Origin of the sequence: Pseudanabaena sp. UWO311, from assembly GCF_006937785.1 — a bacterium.
Classification (GTDB): domain Bacteria; phylum Cyanobacteriota; class Cyanobacteriia; order Pseudanabaenales; family Pseudanabaenaceae; genus Pseudanabaena.
This window is the reverse complement of record NZ_SJEE01000052.1, coordinates 1-24112: the sequence shown is the minus strand read 5'-3', so window position 1 is coordinate 24112 and position 24112 is coordinate 1. Positions and strand designations below refer to the sequence as shown.

The 24112-nt window shown below is 43.0% G+C and carries 23 protein-coding genes; 17 read left to right on the top strand and 6 right to left on the bottom strand.

Annotated elements, in window-relative coordinates:
• The first annotated feature begins 102 nt into the window (after window positions 1-102).
• Window positions 103-756 (top strand): class I SAM-dependent methyltransferase, encoded by a 654-nt coding sequence (locus PseudUWO311_RS23335; protein ID WP_142657620.1) that lies wholly within the window; start codon window positions 103-105, stop codon window positions 754-756.
• Window positions 757-895: 139 nt separating this feature from the next.
• A complete protein-coding gene (gene thiO / locus PseudUWO311_RS23330) occupies window positions 896-1930 on the top strand; it encodes a glycine oxidase ThiO (RefSeq protein ID WP_142657619.1) in 1035 nt (344 codons plus the stop codon).
• Between the two features lie 64 nt (window positions 1931-1994).
• Here the strand turns inward: thiO and PseudUWO311_RS23325 are convergent, their stop codons facing one another.
• Window positions 1995-3266 carry a S41 family peptidase gene (locus PseudUWO311_RS23325; RefSeq protein WP_142657618.1) on the bottom strand — a complete coding sequence of 424 codons (1272 nt, stop codon included), beginning with the start codon at window positions 3264-3266 and terminating at the stop codon, window positions 1995-1997.
• A gap of 162 nt (window positions 3267-3428) precedes the next feature.
• On the opposite strand from PseudUWO311_RS23325, the gene cobS reads away from it, so the two are divergent.
• The 4 genes from cobS to PseudUWO311_RS23305 all read left to right on the top strand — a co-directional run bounded on the left by cobS (window position 3429) and on the right by PseudUWO311_RS23305 (window position 7922).
• Window positions 3429-4181 carry an adenosylcobinamide-GDP ribazoletransferase gene (cobS, locus tag PseudUWO311_RS23320; protein WP_142657617.1) on the top strand — a complete coding sequence of 251 codons (753 nt, stop codon included), beginning with the start codon at window positions 3429-3431 and terminating at the stop codon, window positions 4179-4181.
• A 156-nt stretch (window positions 4182-4337) separates the two neighbouring features.
• Window positions 4338-5471, top strand: a complete 1134-nt coding sequence (locus tag PseudUWO311_RS23315; RefSeq protein ID WP_142657616.1) for an AAA family ATPase — start codon at window positions 4338-4340, stop codon at window positions 5469-5471.
• Window positions 5468-6205, top strand: a complete 738-nt coding sequence (locus PseudUWO311_RS23310) for a hypothetical protein (RefSeq protein ID WP_142657615.1) — start codon at window positions 5468-5470, stop codon at window positions 6203-6205. Before PseudUWO311_RS23315 ends, PseudUWO311_RS23310 begins: the two co-directional genes overlap by 4 nt.
• Before the next feature lie 154 nt (window positions 6206-6359).
• A complete protein-coding gene (locus tag PseudUWO311_RS23305) occupies window positions 6360-7922 on the top strand; it encodes an efflux RND transporter periplasmic adaptor subunit (protein WP_142657614.1) in 1563 nt (520 codons plus the stop codon).
• A gap of 115 nt (window positions 7923-8037) precedes the next feature.
• Here the strand turns inward: PseudUWO311_RS23305 and PseudUWO311_RS23300 are convergent, their stop codons facing one another.
• Entirely contained in the window at window positions 8038-8562 is a 525-nt protein-coding gene (locus tag PseudUWO311_RS23300; RefSeq protein WP_142657613.1) for a DUF1993 domain-containing protein, read from the bottom strand.
• A gap of 120 nt (window positions 8563-8682) precedes the next feature.
• Window positions 8683-10275, bottom strand: a complete 1593-nt coding sequence (locus tag PseudUWO311_RS23295) for a DEAD/DEAH box helicase (protein WP_142657612.1) — start codon at window positions 10273-10275, stop codon at window positions 8683-8685.
• 262 nt (window positions 10276-10537) lie between these two features.
• On the opposite strand from PseudUWO311_RS23295, the gene PseudUWO311_RS23290 reads away from it, so the two are divergent.
• The 5 genes from PseudUWO311_RS23290 (at window position 10538) to PseudUWO311_RS23270 (ending at window position 13374) form a co-directional block, all read left to right on the top strand.
• Window positions 10538-11431 carry a YpsA SLOG family protein gene (locus PseudUWO311_RS23290; RefSeq protein WP_142657611.1) on the top strand — a complete coding sequence of 298 codons (894 nt, stop codon included), beginning with the start codon at window positions 10538-10540 and terminating at the stop codon, window positions 11429-11431.
• A 77-nt stretch (window positions 11432-11508) separates the two neighbouring features.
• On the top strand, window positions 11509-11754 hold the full coding sequence (locus PseudUWO311_RS23285) for a type II toxin-antitoxin system Phd/YefM family antitoxin (protein ID WP_142657610.1): 246 nt from the start codon (window positions 11509-11511) through the stop codon (window positions 11752-11754).
• Entirely contained in the window at window positions 11751-12152 is a 402-nt protein-coding gene (locus PseudUWO311_RS23280; protein ID WP_142657609.1) for a type II toxin-antitoxin system VapC family toxin, read from the top strand. Before PseudUWO311_RS23285 ends, PseudUWO311_RS23280 begins: the two co-directional genes overlap by 4 nt.
• A gap of 30 nt (window positions 12153-12182) precedes the next feature.
• Window positions 12183-12392 carry a hypothetical protein gene (locus PseudUWO311_RS23275; RefSeq protein ID WP_142657608.1) on the top strand — a complete coding sequence of 70 codons (210 nt, stop codon included), beginning with the start codon at window positions 12183-12185 and terminating at the stop codon, window positions 12390-12392.
• A 127-nt stretch (window positions 12393-12519) separates the two neighbouring features.
• Complete coding sequence (locus PseudUWO311_RS23270; RefSeq protein WP_142657607.1) at window positions 12520-13374, top strand: hypothetical protein; 855 nt, start codon at window positions 12520-12522, stop codon at window positions 13372-13374.
• A gap of 113 nt (window positions 13375-13487) precedes the next feature.
• On the opposite strand, the gene PseudUWO311_RS23265 is transcribed toward PseudUWO311_RS23270, so the two are convergent.
• Complete coding sequence (locus tag PseudUWO311_RS23265) at window positions 13488-14585, bottom strand: hypothetical protein (RefSeq protein WP_142657606.1); 1098 nt, start codon at window positions 14583-14585, stop codon at window positions 13488-13490.
• A gap of 81 nt (window positions 14586-14666) precedes the next feature.
• Here PseudUWO311_RS23265 and PseudUWO311_RS23260 point away from each other — a divergent pair, with 81 nt between their 5' ends.
• The 4 genes from PseudUWO311_RS23260 to PseudUWO311_RS23245 all read left to right on the top strand — a co-directional run bounded on the left by PseudUWO311_RS23260 (window position 14667) and on the right by PseudUWO311_RS23245 (window position 19086).
• Window positions 14667-15332: a DUF4178 domain-containing protein gene (locus tag PseudUWO311_RS23260; protein WP_142657605.1), complete on the top strand. Its 666-nt coding sequence runs from the start codon at window positions 14667-14669 to the stop codon at window positions 15330-15332.
• Between the two features lie 3 nt (window positions 15333-15335).
• On the top strand, window positions 15336-16862 hold the full coding sequence (locus tag PseudUWO311_RS23255) for a spermine synthase (RefSeq protein WP_142657604.1): 1527 nt from the start codon (window positions 15336-15338) through the stop codon (window positions 16860-16862).
• A 175-nt stretch (window positions 16863-17037) separates the two neighbouring features.
• A complete protein-coding gene (locus PseudUWO311_RS23250; RefSeq protein WP_223807708.1) occupies window positions 17038-18081 on the top strand; it encodes a lipid II:glycine glycyltransferase FemX in 1044 nt (347 codons plus the stop codon).
• Window positions 18082-18222: 141 nt separating this feature from the next.
• Complete coding sequence (locus PseudUWO311_RS23245; RefSeq protein WP_142657603.1) at window positions 18223-19086, top strand: DUF350 domain-containing protein; 864 nt, start codon at window positions 18223-18225, stop codon at window positions 19084-19086.
• 320 nt (window positions 19087-19406) lie between these two features.
• On the opposite strand, the gene PseudUWO311_RS23240 is transcribed toward PseudUWO311_RS23245, so the two are convergent.
• Window positions 19407-20579, bottom strand: coding sequence for an NAD(P)/FAD-dependent oxidoreductase (locus PseudUWO311_RS23240; RefSeq protein ID WP_142657602.1), 1173 nt, complete (start codon window positions 20577-20579; stop codon window positions 19407-19409).
• Window positions 20572-21951 carry a glycosyltransferase gene (locus tag PseudUWO311_RS23235; protein WP_142657601.1) on the bottom strand — a complete coding sequence of 460 codons (1380 nt, stop codon included), beginning with the start codon at window positions 21949-21951 and terminating at the stop codon, window positions 20572-20574. Before PseudUWO311_RS23235 ends, PseudUWO311_RS23240 begins: the two co-directional genes overlap by 8 nt.
• 230 nt (window positions 21952-22181) lie before the next feature.
• Here PseudUWO311_RS23235 and sppA point away from each other — a divergent pair, with 230 nt between their 5' ends.
• Together sppA and PseudUWO311_RS23225 are read left to right on the top strand one after the other, a co-directional pair.
• Complete coding sequence (sppA, locus tag PseudUWO311_RS23230; RefSeq protein ID WP_142657600.1) at window positions 22182-22982, top strand: signal peptide peptidase SppA; 801 nt, start codon at window positions 22182-22184, stop codon at window positions 22980-22982.
• A gap of 341 nt (window positions 22983-23323) precedes the next feature.
• Window positions 23324-23938, top strand: a complete 615-nt coding sequence (locus PseudUWO311_RS23225) for a TIGR02281 family clan AA aspartic protease (protein ID WP_142657599.1) — start codon at window positions 23324-23326, stop codon at window positions 23936-23938.
• The last annotated feature ends 174 nt before the right edge of the window (window positions 23939-24112 follow it).

The following is a 24112-nucleotide window of genomic DNA, read 5'->3' as shown; positions in this document are numbered from 1 at the left end:
AAAGAAGTGGGATAGGCAGTGCGAAGCACTGCCTATCCCACTTCTTTAGCGTCACCTAAAATTTGAGTATGATTGGATTGGTATCTCTTGCTATAACTACCTATGCTACTTGCTTCAGAACAACGTACAAAACTTGATAACTCAGATGATGCGCTGTTCTATGACTATCCGCGCTTTGTCACCCATGTAGATAATCGCTTTATTCAGCAACTTACAGAGCTTTATCGTCAGCGCTTACAACCAAATACACACATTCTTGATTTGATGAGTAGCTGGGTGTCGCATCTGCCCGAAGAAATGGAATTTGCTCATGTAGAGGGACATGGACTGAATGCTGAAGAGTTGGCTCGAAACCCTCGTCTAGATCATTACTTTGTCCAAAACCTCAATAAACAGCAATTATTACCCTTTGCCGATCGCTCTTTTGACGCAGTCTTAAATACAGTCTCAGTGCAGTATTTGCAATATCCAGAAGCTGTATTTGCGGAAATTCATCGCGTTCTAAAAGTTGGTGGCATTGCGATTATTAGCTTCTCAAATCGGATGTTTTATCAGAAGGCAATTCAAGCATGGCGAGATGGGGAAGAAGGCGATCGCACTAAATTGGTATTTAAGTATTTTGGAGCGGTTCCAAAAGGCTTCACCCGTCCTGAACTAGTAGCAAATGTAACTCCTAGTTCTCCTTTTTTAGCGATGTTAGGCATGGCTAGCAGCGATCCGTTTTATGCTGTAGTGGCAACTCGTTGTGAAATATAGCGCTCTGCGCTGTAGTAAACCCCAAATTTTTGATAAAAGTATTGCGAAGCATTACTTTTATCAAAATCTAAAAATGTTGCGGTGGGAGTAGCCCACCGCAACATTTTTAGATCAATTATTCTGAATTGAGCGAAATAGAATGACTGATGTTTTAGTAATTGGTGGTGGCATTATCGGCTTATCAACAGCGATCGCCCTTTCTCAAAAAGGGGCAAATGTCACTATAGTTGAGCGAGATCTGTGTGGACATGCTGCAACATGGGCGGCGGCGGGAATGCTTGCACCCGAAGCAGAACGACTATCAGGTGATCTATTAGATTTTGGCATCCGTAGCCGTGAAATGTATCCGCAATGGATAGCAAATTTGATGCGGTTGTCTGGGCAAGACTGCGGCTATTGGTGTTGTGGGATGTTAGCGCCAGTTTTAGAAGAAAGCGATCGCCAAGTTATATCTGGACATCCCAAATATATCAGTCGCGAAGAATCTCATCAGAGGCTATCAGGTTTAGGGCAATCTATTTTAGGCTCTCTCTGGTTGCCTGAAGATGGACAAGTAAATAACCGCAAACTCACGCAAGCCTTACTAACAGCAGCGAGATCGCTTTCGATCAAGATTTTAGAAGGAACAACAGTCTACCAGATTGGACGCGATCGTTCTCGGGTGACGCATCTCGATACTAGTGCTGGTAAATTGCAAAGCGATCGCTATGTTCTAGCAACAGGTGCATGGACTCGCTCTCTGATGCCTTTGCCGATTAAGCCGATCAAAGGACAAATGCTTTCGGTATTCGATGCAGATCGCAAATTACAAAAGGTAATTTATGCTCCAAGTTGTTATATCGTGCCACGCCAAGATGGAACGATTGTGATTGGTGCAACAGTTGAGGATAATGGCTTCGCACAGGGCAATACTGCCGCAGGGATTGCGCAGTTATTAAACAGAGCTATTTCTATATATCCTGCGATCGCCGATATGCCGATCATCGAGACATGGTGGGGATTTCGTCCTCATGCTCCCAATGAGATTCCGCTTTTAGGAGCAAGCGATCACGAAAATTTAGTTTTGGCGACTGGTCACTATCGTAATGGGATTCTCTTCGCGCCGATTACAGCTAAGCTAATTACAGATTTTATCGTTGATGGCATAAGCCTAGCGTTTTTTAACGATGTATAGAAAACACAAAAAATGTAGGGGCAATTCATGAATTGCCCCTACATTTTTTGTGTTACTGGGGAGATTATTCAGATTTCGCAATTACATTTTTATAAGTTCCATCCAGAACTGATAAAGCTGCCACATACTGCGGATCTTCTCTTGTGCCAAGCTGTTTACGAGTAATTGATTCTGTCAGCGCAACTTCCACATTCGGAATAATGCCGCGCTTATGGATATTGTGATGCAATGGAGTCTCGTATTTAGCGATCGTCACCGCCAAACCTGAGCCATCTTCCAATTCATATAAAGATTGAATTAAGCCCTTACCATAGGTCTTGGTTCCCACAAGCTGAGCGCGATCGTTTTCCTGCAATGCACCAGCCAGAATCTCACTAGCACTGGCGCTACCGCCGTCAGTCAGCACAGCTAGAGGATTAGTCGTAATCGCATCGCCTTTTGCTTCAAAACTCTCCTGCACTCCATGACGATCAACGGTATAAACCACAGTTCCTTCAGGAATCCACATCCGCGCAATCTGCAAACCTGCATCAAATAGCCCCCCAGGGTTACCACGCAAATCGAGAACATAACGATCCGCGCCTTCAGCTTCAAACTTCTTCAGCGTCTTTTCCATATCAGATGAGGCATTACCATTGAACTGATTTAAGCGGATATAGCCAACCTTATGGTTTGCTTCTTGGTTGAGCTTGGCGATGATGGGCGTAACTGCAATGCGATCGCGTTTAATTACCACATCCAGTTTTTCTAAGCCCTTATCATCAGCCAGAGCGCGTTCGAGACTCAGCTTGACCTCAGAGCCAATCTTGCCTCGCATTCTGGTAGCACATTCATCAAGACTCAAGCCCTTGGTCGGAATGTTGTCGATCGCAACAATGCGATCGCGCGATCGCACACCCGCCGCATCCGCTGGCGAGCCTTCAATTGGCGAAATCACGGTCACATTATTATCAGGTTCATCTACAGCAATTTGTAGCCCCACGCCTGTTAACTCACCTGATGTGCTGGTTTGCATACTTTTAAACTTGTCAGGCTCCAGAAACCTTGTGAACGGATCGTCCAAGGTTGCTAACATTTCCCTAATTGCCGTATAGGTATCTTCTCGGCTATTAAATTTGCGGTTGATAAACTGGCGGCGCACTTTGTACCAGTTTTGATGATTAAAATCAGCGTCTACGTAAGAACGGTTGACGATTTGCCAAACATTAGTCAGAAATTTTTGCTCTTGCAAATAGTCTGTCACCGCAGCATTTGCGCCACCCATCCAGAAAAACTGCATGGCGATCGCTACAAAACTAATTACGAGCCAAGACCAAATACGACGCTGTTTTATCATGCTGTCTATGCAAACTTTTTTATATTAAAGATATTTTCTCTATCCTAACTAATCTAGGTTTCTTCAAGCCGAATTTCCCATTTTTTCGTACCTAAGACACAGAAAACCCATAAATTAGAAATGGTGCTTTATGCCCCTCTCTAAGTTTATGGGTTATCTCAAATGCAGCATTGGCGAAAATTTCAGGCAGCGCTAATTTTTTATACATGTTTGCCTTTACGTCCAAAGGGAATGCTGGATTTCAGAGGAATTGCTCTCTATGCACCACTGATCGGCATTTTGATCGGCATTGCGATCGCCTCTCTCGACCTTGGGTTAGGACTCATTAAACCTGCTCCAGAATTTATATATCTGCGATCGCTACTCACGATTTTACTAGGGTTGCTGATCACAGGCGGTTTACATCTCGATGGCGCAATGGATACTGCCGATGGTCTAGCGGTCACCGATCCTAGTCGTCGCCTTGAGGTGATGTCGGATAGTAATACGGGTGCCTTTGGCGCGATCGCAGGAATCACGATTTTGTTATTAAAAGTTGTCGCTCTCGCTGCAATTAAGGATCAAAGATTTTGGGTTTTAACCAGCATTTGGGCATGGGCAAGATGGGGACAACTTCGCACAATTATGGCTTATCCCTATCTCAAAGCGATCGGCAAAGGTAAATTTCATCAAGAGGATTTACATCATTGGCAAGTTTGGCTAGTCGCGATTTTGTTAACAATTGGTAATTTAGCGATCGCGTATTTTTACAACTCACTTTATCTGGGAATTGGTTTAACGGTAATTGGTTTTAGTTTTTCTTGGCTAATCGGCGCATGGCTCAACCGTCAACTTGGTGGACATACTGGCGATACCTATGGTGCGATCGTGGAGTGGACAGAGGCGCTAAGTTTATGTGTGATCGCATATTTGTAAAATAAAGTAAGTAATTAAACGTAGGATGGTTTAGCGTTAGCGTAACCCATCATTGACAACTAATTGATGCGTTACGTTTCACTAACGTATCCTACATTTAATTAAGTCTTCCTACTTAGGACTCTAATTTAATATTTGACCTTAACCACCAAAGAGATGTTATCCAAACTTCAAGTCGAACACTACAAAAGCCTCTTTAATATTGAAATCGACCTAGAACCATTAACAGTCTTCATCGGACCAAATGGCTCTGGCAAATCAAATATTTGCGAGTCTCTAGTTGTATTATCTGACTTCCTGAAGAGGCTTATAGGCAGTATTAATAGCTCATACGGTATCAAGGAGTTTTTTCCCCAATCACTACAATCCGTGAGTAAAAACCAATTAAATATTGAGTCTAAATTCTGGCATGGCAATTTAGATTATCTATCTTTCAGGGTCAGTACTCTAAAAAAAAATGAAACCGCTTTATCCAAACTGACTGATCTTTTGGTGAGTTTTAACTACCCACAGCAAAATATTTCAATACACATTCTTGAAAATGATATTAGTAAGCTAAATGCAGAGACTCCACAGACTTATTCCTTAAGTATATTTCTTGTTAATAATAACTATCAATCTTCTCCGATTGCAGATGCTTTACGTAAAATTTGCATTTACGATTTCGCTCCATTTGATTTGGCTAATGAGGTTCAATCAGAAGGTAGTATGGAGAGGACTGGGCAAGGAATTGCTTATGCTCTAGCTGATATCTTATTCAGTAATCGTAAAAGTTTTGATGAGTTGGAAGAACGTCTAAGAATTCTTGTCCCTAATATTCAAAGAATCTCATTACTTCGTGGTAAAGATCAAACTTTCTCATTACAATTAGTAGATAAATATTCAGAAACTCCTATTCCTGCTTCTGATATATCTGATGGCACATTGAGGATATTAGCTTTTTTGACAGCGCTATATCAGCAAGACACCCCTAGTATTATTTGCTTTGAAGAAATCGAAAATGGTGTGCATCCTTGGCTATTGCACAAAATGATGGAACTATTAAAACTGGTTTCCACAGAAGGGATTACGGGTAAACCAGTTCAGGTATTGATTACAACCCATTCACCAGTATTGCTGAATTATGTCGAGCCGCATCAAGTTCGTGCCGTAGAACTCGATAATGAAGGCAAAACTCAAGTTCATAATTTACCCACAGATTCCGTCCGTTTTCAAAAAGCGCTAGAAGCCTATGATGGCTCTCTGGGTGAGCTTTGGTTTACCAATCAATTTGGAGGAAATCCAGCATGAATCGTCCGATTCGGATTGGGCTAATTGCTGAGGGAGAAGCAGAGCTAGGGGCAAGTATTCCATACATCAACCCAGAAGATGGCGGAAAAGTTATCGAAAGGACTAGAGAGGGGGCTTTGCATACTCTGATTAGACGAGAGCTTCAAAGTATTGGTCTAGATTGTGACTTTGTGCAAAGACATCCTACCAATCATGAAAGTGGGCTTTTTACAAGGCGGACTGGACACTCGATTTTACAGCCAAAATATCTCGCTCAAGTAGTCATCTCATGGAAACCTGAAGAGGTCGATATGATTTTGATTGTGGCTGATGCTGATGACATTCTGCCTAAGCGACAGCATGATTTAGCACTTGCTTTAGCTAAAATTCGCAGCAATCACTTAGATGCTAATGAACAGGAAATTAGCGATCGCAGTGCTGGTGGATTAGCAATTAGAAATTTTGAAACATGGTTACTTGCCGATACTCAGACTGTTTCGAGGATTTTAGGTGTAGAGATTGAAAAGCTGGAAAACTTAGAGGAACTAGAAAATACAAAAGAAATTTTGGTAGGTGCGATCGCCAAATCCACGTATCTTGAAGAGAATACCAGTAATCAACGCCCACTACAGATTCGTTGGAATTTAGCCAATGATATAGATTTAGCAGTTATTAAAACCCATTGCCCAAATGGATATGCGGTCTTTACTCAAAATCTAATCAGCGCTGTAAAAGCAGTTGATGTAATGATCTAAGGTGATGAGATTATGTGCGATCGCTTATTTGAATTAATCTTATCGAATCGCAAATCAGGGCAACCATGAAGATAATCTATGCAATATTTCACACTCATTTCATAATCCCCTGAAATACTTACTGAACCAGCAAAATCTATTAAAACCATTCCCCATGTTGAGACTGCCTATTTCAGGAGTAATGAGTCTGCCCCTATGCATCTCTTTAATTATAAATCCCGCACTAGTTCTTGCCCATGCAGGACATGGAAACGAATTTAAAGGTAGTAGTACGACTCAAACTTCAGGAATTTCTGTGGATCAGGAAGCGGCTAAACGCTTGGGGATTAAAGCAGAACCAGTCAAACGTCAGACTCTCAAGTTAGCTATTAAGACAACTGGACAAATTGAGACTTTGCCAAGTCAAAAGGCAAAGGTAACGACTCCGATTAAGGGAACGATTTTAGCTTTATTGGTGGAACCTAATCAAAAGGTTGAGGCTGGTCAACCTGTGGCGGTGCTGTCTAGCCCTGAGTTAGCGGGATTACAGGTAGAGGCGATCGCAAAGCAATCAGAAGCAGATGGGAATGCGATGTCTGCGATCGCAAATCTGCAACTAGCCGAACAAAATCTTGCTCGGCAAAAATCTCTAGTTGAAGCAGATATTCTACAAGCTCAAACAGAATTGAATCTGGATAAGGAACGTTACGATCGCGATCGCGAATTATTTACTCAAGGCGCAATCACCAAGCGACAGGTACAGGAATCGGAATCTAAATATGTGGCTGCAAAGTCAGCTTTAGCGAAAGCTTCAAGTCGTTTACCTGTGCTAGAAGCAGAAGCTCAAATGAGTCGGGCGACGGCGGATGTGCAAGTGGCGCGATCGCGAATTTCTCTGAGTGGTGCTGCCTATGAAGCGCGGCGTAATCAATTAGGGGCGATCTCGAATCCTGATGGCACAGTGACAGTGGTTAGCCCGATCGCTGGTGTCGTTAGCGATCGCGAGGCAACTTTGGGCGAATCGGTGGAGGAGTCAGGTAAGCCGATTATGACGATTGTGAATGATCGGCAAGTAATGGCTTCGGCAAATATCTATGAGAAAGATTTGAGTCAAGTGCGTATTGGTCAAGCCGTACAGGTAAAAGTGGCGGGAGATAATACCAGTTTTGTGGGTAAGGTTACGGCGATCGGGGCAACTGTGGATAGTACTACTCGCGTTGTGCCAGTGAAGGCGGAAATCAATAATGCTCAGGGCAAATTAAAGGTGGGAATGTTTGTAGATTTAGAGATTATTAGCGATCGCGCTTCGCAACCTGTAATCACAGTTCCCTTTGCTGCTGTAGTAGAAAGTAACGGTAAGCAATTGGTATTTGTGCAGAATGGAACTAAGTATCAGCCAGTTGAAGTTAAGCTTGGGAGGACTTCTGGTGATTTAGTGGAGGTTCAAGATGGCTTATTTGAGGGGGATCTAGTCGTTACACAAAGAGCAAATCAGATTTATGCTCAATCTTTGCGTGGTGATGCTCAAGATCATAAAAGTAATCCCAATGATGACCATCATGGCTCTGAGCAAGGTGGTTCGACAATTAGTCAAGGCTGGCTGGTAATTGCGATCGCTTTAGGTGCGATCGGTGGTGGTGCGATCGTGGCTTTGGCTTTTTGGCTAGGCAGGCGATCGGGGACAAAAATGGTGATTTTGCGTGAGCCATCTGAAACAAGCGATCAGATTAATCGATAGGTTATTGCTATTGATTTGTATCGCAAAAAGGGAAAGATTTGACATAAGATACCATTGCTATATCTCGCATTTTCATCATGCCTCGTTCTTGGGCGAGTATTCTATTTCTTCTTGATTATGTATTGCTTTGATGTTTCAGAGAAGGTACTAAATGCATCATAAAGTCTCGCTTACCTATTGGTGCTCCTGCCATACGCAAAATATTGTATGCCGTTGTTATATGGAAATAAAAGTTAGGCATCAGAAAATCATCTACATACGAATGTCCAGACAATTCTGCGTATAGTCCTTGCCCAAGCTCTAGCCGATTGAGTTCTGACAACTTAGAATCATCAACATTAATAGTTGCTAGCAACTCCTTAGTAGATGAAATATGACCACGCGTCTCAACTAGAGATACTACATTGGGATTCAAGTTGCTTGCCGACTGTCCTAAGCACCACAATGCGAAGTTGCGAGGCTGATTGCACACAAAGGCTATTTGGGTACTGAAAGGAAGCATGTCGGGCGCGATGCGAAGTTGCAATAGAGACTCTACATCATCTGTGAAATGACTCTCTGCTACGTCTAAAATATGACTCAATGTATCAAGCCTAGAACTGAAGATATTTTGTAGTCCTGTAATCTTCTGATTTTCCATAGGATTTTTAGTGACTTAAGTTGTAAGGCGTAAAGACAGAACGCTTGAGCTGAAATGCACATTCTACACTAAATTAAATTTTATGATTTTATCGCATTTTACCAGCAACCATATACACTTCTATCGGTAGTTGGGAGGACGTTTATATTTGCGAGAGACATCCATCTGTTTCTGCTTGGGAGGGAACCACGATCGCCAAACCCAAACGAGGATACTTTCGAGTAGTTCGGCCAGCTCGATCGCAGCTTTGCTTACTTTTTGGATCGGTGATAACTGGCGAGGAGGACGGCGAGATGGACTCGTTGAGGATACTCTTGTAGCTGCCTTTGAGGCGATTGGGCGGGTTGGGGTAGATCGGCGATCGCGGTTTGGAATAGTTCTATTGGAGTTTGATGGCGATCTGGAAACATTTCTGGATTGGGTTGGCTGGCTGTATGCTTGTTGAGCTAGATGAGTTTCGAGTTCGGCATGGGTAGGAAGACTGAAAAAATCGGCATCGGTTTCGTAAATTTCGACGCGACGCTTGGGTAAATTGGGCAAATCAATTTGAGGTTTGGGAATATCAAAGATGGACTGTTCGATCTGTTCGATTAATTGCTCGCTCACTGGTTCTGGTACAGGAATTTCTTCTTCTAATCCCTGCAATGTCCAATTTCGCTCCGCTTTCGCTCCACCTAAGCGCAAGCAATTACCCGCATGATCGAGAATCAATGCTTTGCGACCACCTTTAGGACGTAGTCCTCGACCGAGCATTTGTAAATGCAAGGCGACGGATTTGGTTGGACGACATAGTTGGATTACTTCGATTTCGGGAAAGTCAAAGCCTTCAGTGAACAAATTGACATTGCAGAGTACTAGGGTCTGACCAGCACGAAAACGCTCAAGGATGGCTTGACGTTCTTTAGTTGCGGTTTCGCCATCGATATGTTCGGCGGCAATGCCTGCGGTGCGGTAACGTTCTGCGATCGCTTTGGAATGGTCTAGGTTAATTGCAAATACGACACAACGTTTTTGATGGGCATGGCGCAAATATGCATCCACGGCACATCCAGCCACATAGCGGCGATCGATTCGCTCAGCTAGGTCAGCGGAATTAAAATCTCCTCCTGCAATGCGAATCCCTTCTTCTGTCGGTAAAAAGCTTTCGGGTGCAAGCACATCATAATCCGCGAGAAATCCTCTCCAAATTAATTCGGATACAGAAGGTCCCACCACCAATGCTTCATAAAGGCGATCAAATCCTCTTCCATCCAGCCGAGAAGGTGTGGCTGTCACGCCCAAAATCAATGCTTCGGGAAAATGGCGCAAAATTGTTAGATAACTAGGCGCAAGAGAAAGGTGCGCTTCATCAATAATCACGAGGGCGATCGCACCCAAATCTACGTCTTGTTTTTCGAGGCGTTTTACCAAAGTTTGGACTGAAGCACATTGCACGGGATGCTCTAGGTGCATGGGCTGATCGGCTTTGATAATGCCAATGGGCGATCGCAGTGTTTGTTCTAGGGTTTTTCGCGCCTGCCAAAGCAATTCTTCGCGGTGAACCAATAAGAGAACGCGCTGATTGCGATCGTCAAAATGCTTAGCGAGTTCGCTAAAGGTGCGTGTCTTTCCTGAACCTGTTGGCATCGCTAGCAAAATAGCTCGCTTGCCTAATCGCCAAGTTGCATAAATTTCGGAGATCACCCGCTGTTGATAGTCTCGTAGCTCGGACATCGCACGCCTCAAAAAAATCCCTTGTATTATGCCAGAAGTTTCTCAAATCGCAGCATTGACTTTGCACTCAAGCAGTAGCCTTGCACTCAAGTGCAGGCTAAACGCTCAAACCCGTTGAAACAGGTTGCTTAATAGTATTCTGTAGTCCACTTCAGTGGACTTGAGCTTTTAGCCAAGAATTTGAGTTCTTGGTTTATTTGCGTAAGTTCTAGGTAATTCTTATATGGCATCCTAAAGATTATCCATCATATAGAATCTATTCATGAACAAGCGCGTAACGTTAATCATTTCAGGTGGACAAACTGGTGCAGACTGGGGCGGATTGCTGGCGGCGGCAGATTTGGGCATTGCTACGGGTGGGCTAGCACCTAAGGGCTACCGTACTGAGTTGGGTGAAAATTTAGAGCTTGCCAAGTTTGGTTTACTGGAATCCGATCGCGCTGAATATGAGGTTCGCACTGTCCACAATGTCCAAGCTGCTGATGCAACGGTTATTTTTGCCGATCGCCTTCATAGTGATGGCACAAAGCTAACCATTGAATCTTGCATCAAATATGAAAAGCCTTATCTCATCAATCCTGATGCGCTAACCTTGCATGATTGGCTAATTGCTCAGCAAGTCAAGGTGCTAAATGTGGCGGGTAATCGGGAGTCAGTTGCTGAGGGGATAGGCGATCGCACAAGGCGAGTTGTGAGGGATGCTCTGAGTTTATGTGTTGTAGACGGCAAACTGATTCAAGGGCATCGTGTTGCTTCGGGGCTTTCAGAGAATAGTCCTTATGCTGAAGGTTCAATCTCGATGCAAATTCCCTTCTTCCAAAATCTAGGGTTAGACCTATCACCCTATTTTCGAGGCACTTTAAATATTGATATCTCACCTTACACTTACACGATCCAAAAGCCCCAGTACACTTTTCGGCAAGTAGATTGGACAACTAAGCATCCACCTGAAGATTTTTCCTTTGTTTCCTGTCAAGTTCTTTATAAGCGCGATCGCTATGATGGTTGGGTTTACTATCCTCATCCTGAAACGAAGCTGCGCCATTTCCAAAATCCATCGGTGCTAGAGGTGATCGCTATGCCTATTGCCGATCTTGTCTATGGAGAGTCTTTGCAGTTGCTCATTAATTCACAGGAAATTAGTCTGCATCATTAGCATTAGGAGATTTTGGTATTTACAAGATTGTCAAGTCGCACTAAACTTAGTCTATAAACTTAGTCTAGTATGTTTATATGGAAACCGTTAATATTCATCAGGCTAAAACCAATCTTTCCCGTCTTTTGTCAAGGGTGGAACTTGGAGAAGAGATTGTTATTTCTAACCGAGGTATTCCCGTTGCCAAGCTGGTTCCATTTTGTACTTCTGCTAATCGAAAAGCGAGTTTAGGAATTGATCGGGGACGTTTTCTCGTGCCTGAAGACTTTAACGATCCTTTGCCAGAAGAGATTCTGTCAGCATTTGAGGGGGGTGAAGGGTGAAACTGTTAATAGATACTCATTGCTGGTTGTGGTGGTTTGCCCAGCCAGAACGTTTGAGTGAAGAGGTGATCGCTTGCCTTGTCGATGAAGCTAATGAAGTGTGGTTCTCTGTGGCAAGTGTTTGGGAAATGGGTATCAAAGTTGCGATCGGCAAGTTGCCATTACCAGAACCAGTAGATAGCTATATATCAAGTCGTATGGTGCAATTGGGGGCGCGATCACTTGATATTTCAGTCAATCATGCTTTACAAGCTGCGGCTTTACCTTTACATCATCGTGATCCATTTGACAGAATGTTAATTGCACAGGCTCAACTGGAAAATATGACGATTGTGACGGCTGATCACATGTTTAGCCAATATAAAGACGTTTCTATCCTTTGGGCGACAAATTTATAGGAATGAGATCGCCATACTCAGACTCCAAACATGCCGCTACTACATTTAACTCTGCGATCGCTTAGTTCGAGTGATCGCGCAAAGCATCGTCAAGTTTGGGATTTTGCAAAGCAACCTCTTGGGTTGAGGTTAACCATTTTTTGTGATCACCTAAAACTCAAAACTCACAGTCATAGCGATCGCCTTCAGCAAACCTCTAGAAGATATATCGTTGAAGCGATCGCACTTGACTTAAAGTAGTAATCTGCGGTATTTTGTGTGCGGTAGAGCAATTAAATAGCAATTGCGTTAGAACTTTACGTTAGGCAGAAACATGCTTGAATCACTTACCATAGAAGTCAAACTTCTATAAGGAGATTATTAGAGTATGGAAGGAATAGCACTAAAAAAGGGTAATGAGCTAGAGAAAGCCGTTGAACTAATAGAGCGCTTTATTATAGAGACAAAACCTTCACTTGAGAAGTCAACCATTACATTTGAACCCAAGAAGATTCTAATTGTTGACGAGATAAAACATGAAATAGACCTTTATGTTGAAATCGATTTAGGACATGGCTACAAATCCATTGTTATTTTTGAATGCAAGAATTGGGAGAAGCCAGTTGGGAAAAATGAAATAATAATATTTTCAGAGAAGATCAGGGTTACTCAAGCCCAGAGGGGCTACATCATTGCAAAAAAATTCGGAAAATATTCTATTGCTCAAGCCAAACTTGATTCAAGAGTTGAGTTAATTAGATTTAGTGAAATTCCGTTCGTGCCTTCTGCACTGTTAAACTTTCACTTCATTGTCCCTGAAATCAAACATATTGACATGTTTTTTAGGTCAAACAACTTAGAATCAAATGGTCTTCTCAAACTAGATCATCAGAGTCTTTCAGTAAAACTTGATGGGGAATTTCTGGATTTTTTGCCTTATGTAGAGGAGAAAGGTAAATCAATCATGGAAGAGCGTCTCGCAAGAGAGCCTACAGAAACTCTAGATCCAGGAATCTATAACTATGATGCGGAAGAGGACTTAGACTTTGAAGAGGGTCGATTAATAGTAAACGAGTCAATAATTCAAGGACTCAAGCTTAGCATTAAGTTCTCAAACACTTTAATAAGACCACAAATTGTCTCGAAGTTCGATGTCGAAACTAGAGGAAGAGTGATTCAATTTGACAATGTAAATATCGAGCAAGATTCCAAGATCGGGGTTTCGTTTATTTATCGCTACTAAAATTCAAAGTGATAAAGCTACAGAATGTTTTAAAGATATAGTGAGTCTCATCAGCTTAGGCGATCGCCTCGAAATCATGACTCACAATAATAGCGATCGCATACCAAAAAAAACTAGAAAAACTTTACTTCTGCTGGTTTTATGCCATTAAATGAGGTGTTCCAAGAAACCGAATAACAATTGATATTTTTAAAAACAACGATATCGCCTTCTTGATAGGGACTGCTCTTAACATTGGGAAGAGGAACTAGAAACTCACCTAAGCGATCGCCTTCATTACAAGTAGCACCATAAATGCTAACAGGGACTTGGGTAGCCGAGGTAGAATCTGGGACAATTAGTTGAGGCTGTGACCATCGCAGATGACAACTTTTGGATAGATCGAGAGTTACGCTCCAACCACGGCGATCGCATTGTAAAGACTTCACCTTTCCATAGGCAAACCCGATATCCTCAAACAACATCTTCCCAGCCTCAAATATCAAAACAGTATGCGATCGCACCAAACGCCGAAGTTCTATAAGTAGAGATTCCAATTGTGAAAACCCAATCTCCGCTAATCCTCCGCCTAGATCGATGCTCGGAAGTGGAAGTTGAAACTGATCGGCTAGTGCGATCGCTTGACGGGCAAAAGTCAAAATTGTATCTAGGGAATTCTCGTGGAGCCCATGATGGATATGAAAGCCGACAAAACGATCTGATGCGGACTCGGCTAACTTGGCTAATTCCGTCAGATTGGATATGCCGAAACGACTGTAACTATCCAATGGTTCGCCATCTTCTCTGGTCAAGAGAGAAGAAGAATTGAGCCTAATCCCAAAATCTATCTGTTGAGATTGTAGTTTTTTGACTTGAGAGAGCGTCTCAATATAAATTCTAAAGTTGTTTTGTTTGGTGAGGAATAATTGCAGGTCGTAACCGTCAAAAGCAGGATCAGTTAGGCTCACCAGTTTATTGGTTAAAGGTGTTGGCAAACCAGCATATTCATTGTAGTTAGAGATGTCAAATCCCCAGAGTACTTCGCTAGTGATCTGATAAATAAGTGGATGTCTGAAAGCTTTGACGGGCATTAAAAACTGGCAATTATAGCGATCGCCTAATTCTCGCAATCGCTGAAGACGTTCTTTAAAAATTGTCAGATCGAATAGGAGTGCTGGGCCATCATAGACATAATCAAGGTGGTAAATGAACTGAGACAACCGATCTGACATAAAAAATATGAATTTCTGAATTAGTAGCGCGATCGCCTATATTATTCTTAGGAGTTTAGCAAAGCCACAGAGTTTCATTCTATGCCCAGTGTGTTTACTCAAGCCCAACTACAGCAACTACGCGCAGGCGATCGCGTTACCTATGGAGGTGTCCAGTGGGAAGTTGCAGACTACAGTTCCTACGATGACGACAACGGCTATGCTACCGAAGAATGGCTGCTGAAAACCAAAAGTGCTAGATCTTACTACTTGTTGCGAGAAGTCGATCCTGAGAATCCCTCAACCTTAGTTAACTGGTATTTATCTGAAGAAATTAGTGGCTCAAGTGTCTCTGGCGATAGCTTTAGCGATAACATTCAATTTACAATGTGGCGAGTGATGCGTGAGGGAGAACAACCCTATCCGTATTTACGGGCTTTGGGCAGAGAATTCTATTTTGAGTCACAAACTTCTGGTAAATATAGGAGCAACGCAGGCAAAGCTTTCCGTACTACTTGGGATTATTGGGATCAAGAACATCTATGGAATTTAGCGATCGAGGCGTGGGAAGATAGCGAGATCCATTTTTATTCCACAAAGAAGGTCAATCCTGAAGATTTTTCGGAAGTAAAGACCGATACAAAGAAGGCAAGTTTCACAAGTTCTAGTAAGGGCTTAAGTAAGTCAGAGCTGAAAACACTACAGATTTTAATGGCTTTGGCATTAACGATCGGCGGTATTCTTCTGATGATTTTTGGGGGTTGGTAGGGTATGCCCGCTTCATTATTTATTGAACATTGTTCAAACGGATTAGCTTTCTATATCAACGGTGAATTGCAGTTCCATACAGAAGATGAACAGATTTATCATGAATATTTAGTTGTTCCTGCGATCGCACTTGCAGCAAAAAGGTTTTTAGATTTACCTATTTCCCAAGGCAACTCACCCAATGAGGGATTGCGGGTATTGATTTGCGGTGGTGGTGATGGTCTGGCGGCTAGGGATGTATTGCGATTCCCAGAAGTAAGTTCTATTGATTTGGTAGACTTCAATCCTGAAGTAGTAGAACTTGGCAAAACAGTTTTTGCACCTTTTAATCATGATAGTTTGAGCGATCGCAAGGTTAATATTCACATCCAAGATGCCTTTTTGTTTTTGAGCGATCGCATTCAAAATATAGCTAACTCTGGCGATCGCTATCATGTGGTGATCTGCGACTTTACCTATCCCACATCTCCCGAAGAAACCCGCGTACATAGTCAAGAATGGTTTCAGCTTGTCCGCCAAGTCCTGCATCCTCAAGGGCTCATCGCCGAGAATGCCGTCTCACCCGATCGCAATACTTCAGGCTTCTGGTGTATGTATCAGACGATTTGGAGTGCAGGCGCGATCGCTAAACCGATGCAGGTGTGCATTCCCTCGTTCCATCAGCATGGCTATGGCAATTGGGGATTTTTGCTAGCTGCAACCGATCAGGCGATTACCAAAGCCGAACTTACCAACATTCATTTACCCGATGGATTGCGATCACTTAATCTCGATTCCCTATTAGCCGCTTTTAGCTTTGCCGATGCGATCGCTGAGCACCGTTTTGCGGTCAACATTCACAGTCTGAAAGCTCCACAACTGCTCTATTATCTGCTCAATCCCCATCTAAACACTATCGAATCTACGGATCGAAATATAGACTTTCTCGATCTTGATGACTCTCAAGAAATCAATCGCCTCAGTCAGTCTTGGTTGCGATCGCTAGCGATCGATCCCCTACGGTTAGAGTCTGTGGCAAAGCTATGGTTAGAGCAAATGCAAAAGTCGCATCCCGACTTCCAGAAACTATTACCAGTGCAGAATCCTTACCATACGCCCAGAATGACTGCCTCTTGGCTAGGTTCCGTGCCGCAACTCTTAGAGCAGATTAATTTGCCACGTTTGCTCGATCGCATAATTGCACGGGGCAAAGATCTGCCACCACAGGCGATCGCCGATCTCAAGCAGTTATTAACGAAGCTTCAGTCTGGTAACCAAGAGGAACGCGAAGAGAGTAATGATGTAGCTCTTAACCGCATTGGTTCGGAAACATTTCAATTTTCTACTTCAACTAAGTTGTTGATCTCCCTCACAGTCACAATGTTAGTAGCAAATCTGATTGCTCCCGATTCTGTATTTGCAAAAGGCTCTACTGGCTTTGCAAGCAGTGGCGATGATACTGGGCTTAGTTGGGGATTTACAGGGATGATCATGACGACAATTGGGCTTACATGGTTATCTAATTTGTATAGAGATTCAGATTCCAAGTAGCCCTGCACTCAAGTGCGGGCTAAAAGCTCAAACCCGTTGAAACGGGTTAATTGATAGTATTCTGTAGTGGGAATTAAATGTAGGATGGGTTAGCGATAGCGTAACCCATCATTGATACCTAATTGATGCGTTTAACGCATCCTACAGATAATTAAGCCTTCCTACTTAGATAATTGTGAAGCTACATCTAGAATTATTATCCGATCGCGATCGCTATGCTTGGGATAGCATGGTCAAAACCAATCCATACAGCTGTTTCATGCAGTCATGGACTTGGGCAGATTTCAAAGAACTACAAGGCTACAAGACTTGGCGGTATGGATTGTTTTGCGGTCAGGACTCAAATCTAGAACGTACTTTTGACAACTTAGTTGGGGGTTGTATCTTCTATCTTTATCCGCAGTTGGGAGGAGCAAACATTTTATTAGCAGCAGGGGGAGCAATTCTCTCGCCAGAATGGGCGGCATTAGGAATGCCTTTGTTGCTAGAAGCTGCCGAACAGTTGGCTTACGAGTATAGTGTTTCTTTTAATACAAGCATTATCACCCTACGAATTGAGCCTTTGTGGGAAAGCAAGCCGCAATGGTTACCAGCAGATTTTGTGCGATCGCCTGCCGATCTCATGCCTACGAACACCCTGTTGATCGACATGCAACTTACGCCAGATCAACTTCTTTCACAGATGCAACCCAAAGGACGCTACAATCTGCGCCTCAGTTGGCGCTATGGCGTAACTACCGAATTTCGCCAAGATGATGCGGCGATCGCTTTGTTTTACGATCTGTTCTGGGAAACTTCGCAACGTCAAAATTTTTTTGGTGAACCCTTTGGCTTTTTTATCAACCTTTGCCAAACCTTATTTCCCGAAAACATGGCAGAAATTGCGATCGCTAGTTGGCAAGGTGAGACATTAGCAGCAATTCTCGTCATCTATTGGGGCGATCGCTGTACCTATCTGTATGGTGGACGCAGTGTTAAGCATCCCCATGTGATGGCGAGTTATGCGATTCACTGGGAAGCTATGCAACGAGCCAAAGCCAGAGGTTGCAAAATCTATGATTTTTATGGATTCACTACCGAGCCTAATCATCCCTATTTTCAATTTTCGCGGTTTAAGCAACAGTTTGGCGGTGTGATCGCCAAAACAATCGGCGCACATGACTATGTCTTCTACGATCGCTTAGCAGATACAATCATAGGATTACTAGAAAAACTTTAATCTGCTGACAATTACGTAGGGTGAGTTAGCGATAGCGTAACGCACCCAATAACCTCAATGGTGCGTTACGCTTCGCTAACTCACCCTACATATGATGGCTGCCTTCGGCAGACACAATAGATAAACTGGAGAAGATTGAGTATGGAAAGAATTTGGCAAGAGATAAATCGTATTCCTCTAGTAGTAATGGAACTACTTTTAGGATTTGCTCTATTTTGGCTCGGACAACTTGCTTACCAAAAGCTATTTCGACGCATGAATCTCAATCTCCAGCTTTTTGTACGCGATAATCCCGCCGTGGCGATCGCCTTAGTTGGTTATTACATGGGCATTGCGATCGCTGTGAGTGGAGCACTTACCCGAACTAGTTCTTCTTGGCAAGATGTATTGATTAACTTAGCCAGTTATGGAGCTTTCTCCATTCTATTAATGCTTGCTGGAGCTTGGATCTGCGATTGGGCGATTTTACGACGATGTGACTGTGCTAGAGAAGTGCGTGAAGAACATAATATTGGTGCAGGAAGCTTGGAAGCAGCTTGTCATATTGGCAATGGACTGATACTTAGTAGTGCTCTAGGTGGTGAGGGAGGTAGTTTATTTGTGGGTTTGGTCTGCTGGTTATTGGGGTTAGGAGTTTTGATTTTAGTGAGCATCGTTTATCCTCGGATTGCCGCTTACGATGTCTATGGCGAAATCGCTAGGCGCAACAATCCTGCTGCTGGGGTTGCCTTTGCAGGTGCGATCGTTGGTGTGGCTAATGTCATTCGCAATGCTTTTATTCCCGAATTTGAGAACTGGACAGTGAGCTTTTCTATCTATGGAATTGCTTTAGGCTGTGGATTAATTTTACTAGCCGCGATTCGGTGGCTTGCCGATTTGATTCTCGTACCTGGGGTAAAAATCTCTGACGAAATTGCCAAGCAAGAAACTCCAAACTTGGGTGTAGGCTTTATCGAAGCATTTACCTACATCGTCAGTTCTTTCTTGGTTGCATGGGCATTTTAGGTTTGTGCTAAATATATTCCCATAACTCGAAATCTCTGTAGATTTAGCTTTAGCGACAAGTCAATGGTTTCTCTGATCGCATAGACTTAGCTAATTTCGGTGATTTTTCGATATTGTATTGCATTGTTTCGGCGATCACTTGCGAGGTATAGGCGATAGATCGCTATTAACTGCAATACAAAAGGAAAAAATTGCTAAATGCTTTTACCCTACACTCAAATGCGGGCTCGAAATTCAAACCCGTTTCAACAGGTTGCTTAACATTATTCTATAGTCCACTTCAGTGGACTTGAGCTTTTAGCCCGCACTTGAGTGCAGGGCTACTGCTGCGAAAATCTTTGAGGAGAGAGTAAAGGAATAATATCGTCAGGCTGACCCTTAACATAAGCAGCGAACCTTCTAGACAATGCTGGTACATAGACAGTTGGGCTCGTAAATCCAGAGAATAGATGTAGGTTTTCGTATTCCTTTAACGAACCAACTAGGGGCAAATTGTCACTACTAAAAGCGACTAGACAATTTCGCCATTTTCCCTTTAGTGCAGCAATCTTGGGCAAGATTTTACTCACCTGTTTTCGGATCGTAGCTTCGCTTTGAATGGGATCGATCGCAGCATACGGATCAGTCAAAACTCGGCTGAGTTGACCAAATCTGATACGGCGATCGCAAAATTGAATTGCCCCTGCATCCACTGAAGGGGGCAACAATTCATGTCCTGCGATATCCCAAATTGAGTCTTGGTCAATATTTGTTGTTGCTCCTTCTAACTGGTAGCGTTTAGTATCAGCAGGCATCACCATCGCTCGCAATTCTAGATCAGAGGGTTCTGTATCGATTGCTTCGGCATGGGTGTAATAGATTCTAGATCGAATGCCTGAGGTTTTAAGTAGAGAGCGAGACATCGCTCCTGCACAAACAACAACTTGATTACTCCGAAACTCTCCCTGCTCCGTACGCACTCCGACCAAGCGATCGCCTTCGATTAATAAGCTATCTACTTTTGTATAGATGATTTCACCACCTAACTTTTGGATTGCTTGGCTATGGGCAGATACAAAACTATCGAGATTAATATGACCGTGAGGAAATAACAAAGCGCCGCCAATACCTTTAGGATTCAACAGAGGTTCGCGATCGCAAGCCTCTTTAGCATTGAGCAAAGTCGGAGCGATCCAGCAACTGGCATATTGCGAGAGAATCTCTTGTGGATCTGCATCTGGTTCTATCGTCAATAGTAAATCAATGTCACGAAACTCCGTATCCATCTCCAACTCATTGGATAGTTCTCTTTGTCGAGCGATTCCCTCTTGACAAAGTTGCTGAGTGACTAGAGTTGTGCCAGCCCAGTATGAGATGCCACCATAGCCAAGACTGCTGCCGCCCTGAAGTTGTTGATGTTGCTCAATTAGTAATACCGAAAAGCCAGCTTTTTGCAGCTCATAGCTCAAAGATATACCTGTGATGCCGCCACCAACTACAATCCAATCATACATGGGTTTCTATCTCTTGAAGATCTATATCTTCTAATATAGTCTCTCCAACGCCTTGGTGTTGGGTTTTTACCCATTTTAAACGTTTGGGTAGTATGCACATTCTCAGCGTTACGCTGGCAATTACAGGAATCCAATGCAGCATATAAATCATGCCTGTAGTTGTTTGCCAAATAGCCGATCTCCATGACATTTGGTAGGAACGTCTAAGTCCGAAAGCCATAGTTACCGCACTTAGGGCAAGAGAGAAGCCTGCGATCGCAGGAAGCATTGGGTTATGTCTCAATACTAAGGCTGTGATCGTGTCGGGAATAAAGGCAACTGTCAGCAAATATTGGTTGATATAAAACAGGGAAGCATCAAAGGTTTTGAGAAATCCCATACGCCCACTTAGGAGCAGATTCCAATAGTCAAGATAGCGCTGAAAACCGCCCTCAGCCCAGCGATTGCGCTGATGCCATAGCTGTTTTGCCGTAACTACACCTTCTTCTTGGACAGCAGGGAAATTTAGACAGTCAATATCCCATTGGCACAAATGCAGGCGAATTGTTAGATCGAGATCATCAGTAATCGTTTGCTCATTCCAGCCGCCACAATCTTTAAGCGCTGCAAGACGGACAAATTGACCATTACCGCGCAATTCCCCTACGCCCCCAACCCTTATCCGTAAATCCTGTAAACACCAATCAAGAGCCATCTCCGCAGACTGTCCTGATGTCCACCAGTTCTCTGAAGCATTGGCGATCGCCTTACGTAACTGGACTGCCCCAATTTTTGGCTGTTGGAATACTGGCACTAGCGATCGCAACACATCGGCGGGGACTTGAGCATCGGCATCAAATACGCCAATGATATCGCCCTTAGTTAAAGCTAAAACTTGATTTAATGCGCCAGACTTACCACCTTGAGCGTCATCACCACGTCGCAGAGTCTTTAATTGAGGGTATTTTTGTTTTAGCAATGTCAATACTTCAGACGTGCGATCGCTGCTATTGTCATCAACGATCCAGACCTCGAAGCGATCGCTTGGATAGTCAATTTGGCATAAATTTCTAACTAAATTGCCAATTACAGCTTCTTCATTTTTTGCCGATGCTAGCAATGAGAAAAATGGTAAATCTTGTGAAGATGTTTGCTCTGAATCTATTTCCATGCCATTTTTGAAATTCGATTCTGACACAATTGGAGGTAATGGCGGCGCAAATATTAACCGCAAAGCCTGAATGCTAAATAACCCCAACAGTACCCATCGACTCCAAGGGGCAAAATGTAAACCAATCGTCAATCCATAGACAATTGCCATCACAATGATCGTTTTGAGTCTGCGGCGATCGCCCTCTGTCTGAAGGCTGCTACGAAAGTCCGTCTCGTGCATTTGGGGTTTAAATATATTGCGAAATGTTTAGCTTGAATATACTCAGGATACAGCTTTTGATCGTTGGTTTTTAGCAATTCTCAGAACCAAAAAATAGAGTCTTAATCAAGAGATAACAATATTTTTTTGTAGCTTAAGCTACTTTATGTCGGCGGAAATCCAGTGCAGACAATCATTTGTAGTAAGAGCTAGTATGGTAACAGTCAATTTAAACCTAAACTAATAATTTAATGTTCGGCTTTTTAAAACGTAAATTTCGCAAAAAAATCGCACGTATTGAAATCACAGGAGCGATCGGGTCAGGCACAAGGACTCGCGTACTTGAAGCTCTTGAGTTTGTGGAAGAGCAAAAATTTCCCGCCCTACTACTTCGCATCGATAGCCCTGGGGGAACCGTTGGCGACTCTCAAGAAATTTACGCTGCACTCAAGCGACTACGAGAAAAAGTAAAAGTCGTCGCTAGTTTCGGCAATATTTCCGCCAGTGGCGGAGTATATATCGGCGTTGGCGCAGATTACATCGTCTCTAATGCTGGCACAATTACAGGTAGCATCGGTGTAATTTTGCGCGGTAACAATATCGAAAAGTTACTCGATAAAATTGGGGTCTCTTTTAAAGTGATCAAATCTGGCACTTATAAAGATATTCTCTCCTTCGATCGCGAAATAACTCCCGAAGAAAGAGTGATTCTGCAATCATTAATTGACAGCAGCTACAACCAGTTCGTCGAGACTGTTGCCGAAGGTCGTAAACTTAGCCCCGCGACAGTGCGATCTTTTGCCGATGGCAGAGTCTTTACAGGCGAACAAGCTGTTGAACTTGGTTTAGTCGATCGCATTGGCACTGAGGAAGATGCAAGGTGCTATGCTGCCGAACTTGTGGGACTTGACCCTAAAACCACTAAAGTCTTCACGATTAAGCCTCCTAAATCTTTTGTGAGCAAATTCTTACCTGGAGGATCAGAGAATGCGATCGCGCGTCTCCAATTTGAAGCAGAAACCAGTGGAATGCCTCTCTGGATGTGGCAATAGCAAATAACTGTAGGACTTACTCATCTGCCCTGCAATAAATTGCGGGCTAAAAGCTTAAACCTTTTGAAACAGGTTGGTTTGAGGCTTTCTTTAGTCAGTTTTAACTGACTTGAGCTGTGAGCCAAGAACTTTAGTTCTTGGTTGATTTGCGTAAGTCCTAAACTGGTGGTGCGCAACTTCGCCGCGCACCACCAGTTATTTGCTTTAAGAACACCTGTTTTTTAAGTGAAGAGAGAAGAGTTCCCTAGTTCTATTTGCATAGCTGAATAATGGTAAGTGCTACAATTAAGTGCAGCTAATCAACAGTCTCTATCCCGAAACTTAGACTAAGTAGAGTATGTATGAAGCTATTCCAGATCATAATTAATACCATATTATCAAGCTCCATCCTTGCCATAGGGATATTTGCAGTAAATTGGGCAAATGATAGTCCGAATGCGATCGCTCAAGATTCTTCTGACTGTTTTATGATTAACTCAAGTGGAAGACGGATAGATTTAAGTAAGCTATGTGGAAGTAGTGATGCTATTAAACCAATTACTCAACCTCCTCAAGCATCTGAAGTTAAGTCTGATCCAAATGGAACGATTAAAATTCGGATCAAGAGATTCAGAAATAAAATACCAACTGTAGACGTGGTTTTTAACGGGAATCGTACATATGAGATGATTTTTGACACTGGTGCAAGTCATACATTAATCACTGCTGAAATGGCGAAATCACTAAGCGTCGTGTCATACAACTATGCTGATTTTAATATTGCAGATGGTAGTAATGTCAGATTTCCTGTTGGCGAAGTAAAGTCTATTGAGATAGGTTCACACAAGATGCAAGTAATGCCTGTTGTAATTGCAGACAAGGCAGATATTGGGTTACTAGGCAATGATTTTTTTGGGCAGTTTGACGTTAAGATTGGGCGGTCAGAGATTGAATTAACTCCTCGCAAGTTTTTTTAGATACTGCTGACATCTCATTCAATTGGATGAACCACAGAACTAGTCATTAGACTTCATCGGAAATAAAGAGGAGATAAGCCCTAAGCCTTTTTCCCAATTGAGATGCTCAAGTTAAGCAACCTTCCCATGTCTCATCGTAACCCTGAAATTGTGTAATCCACAAGAAGTTTCCAT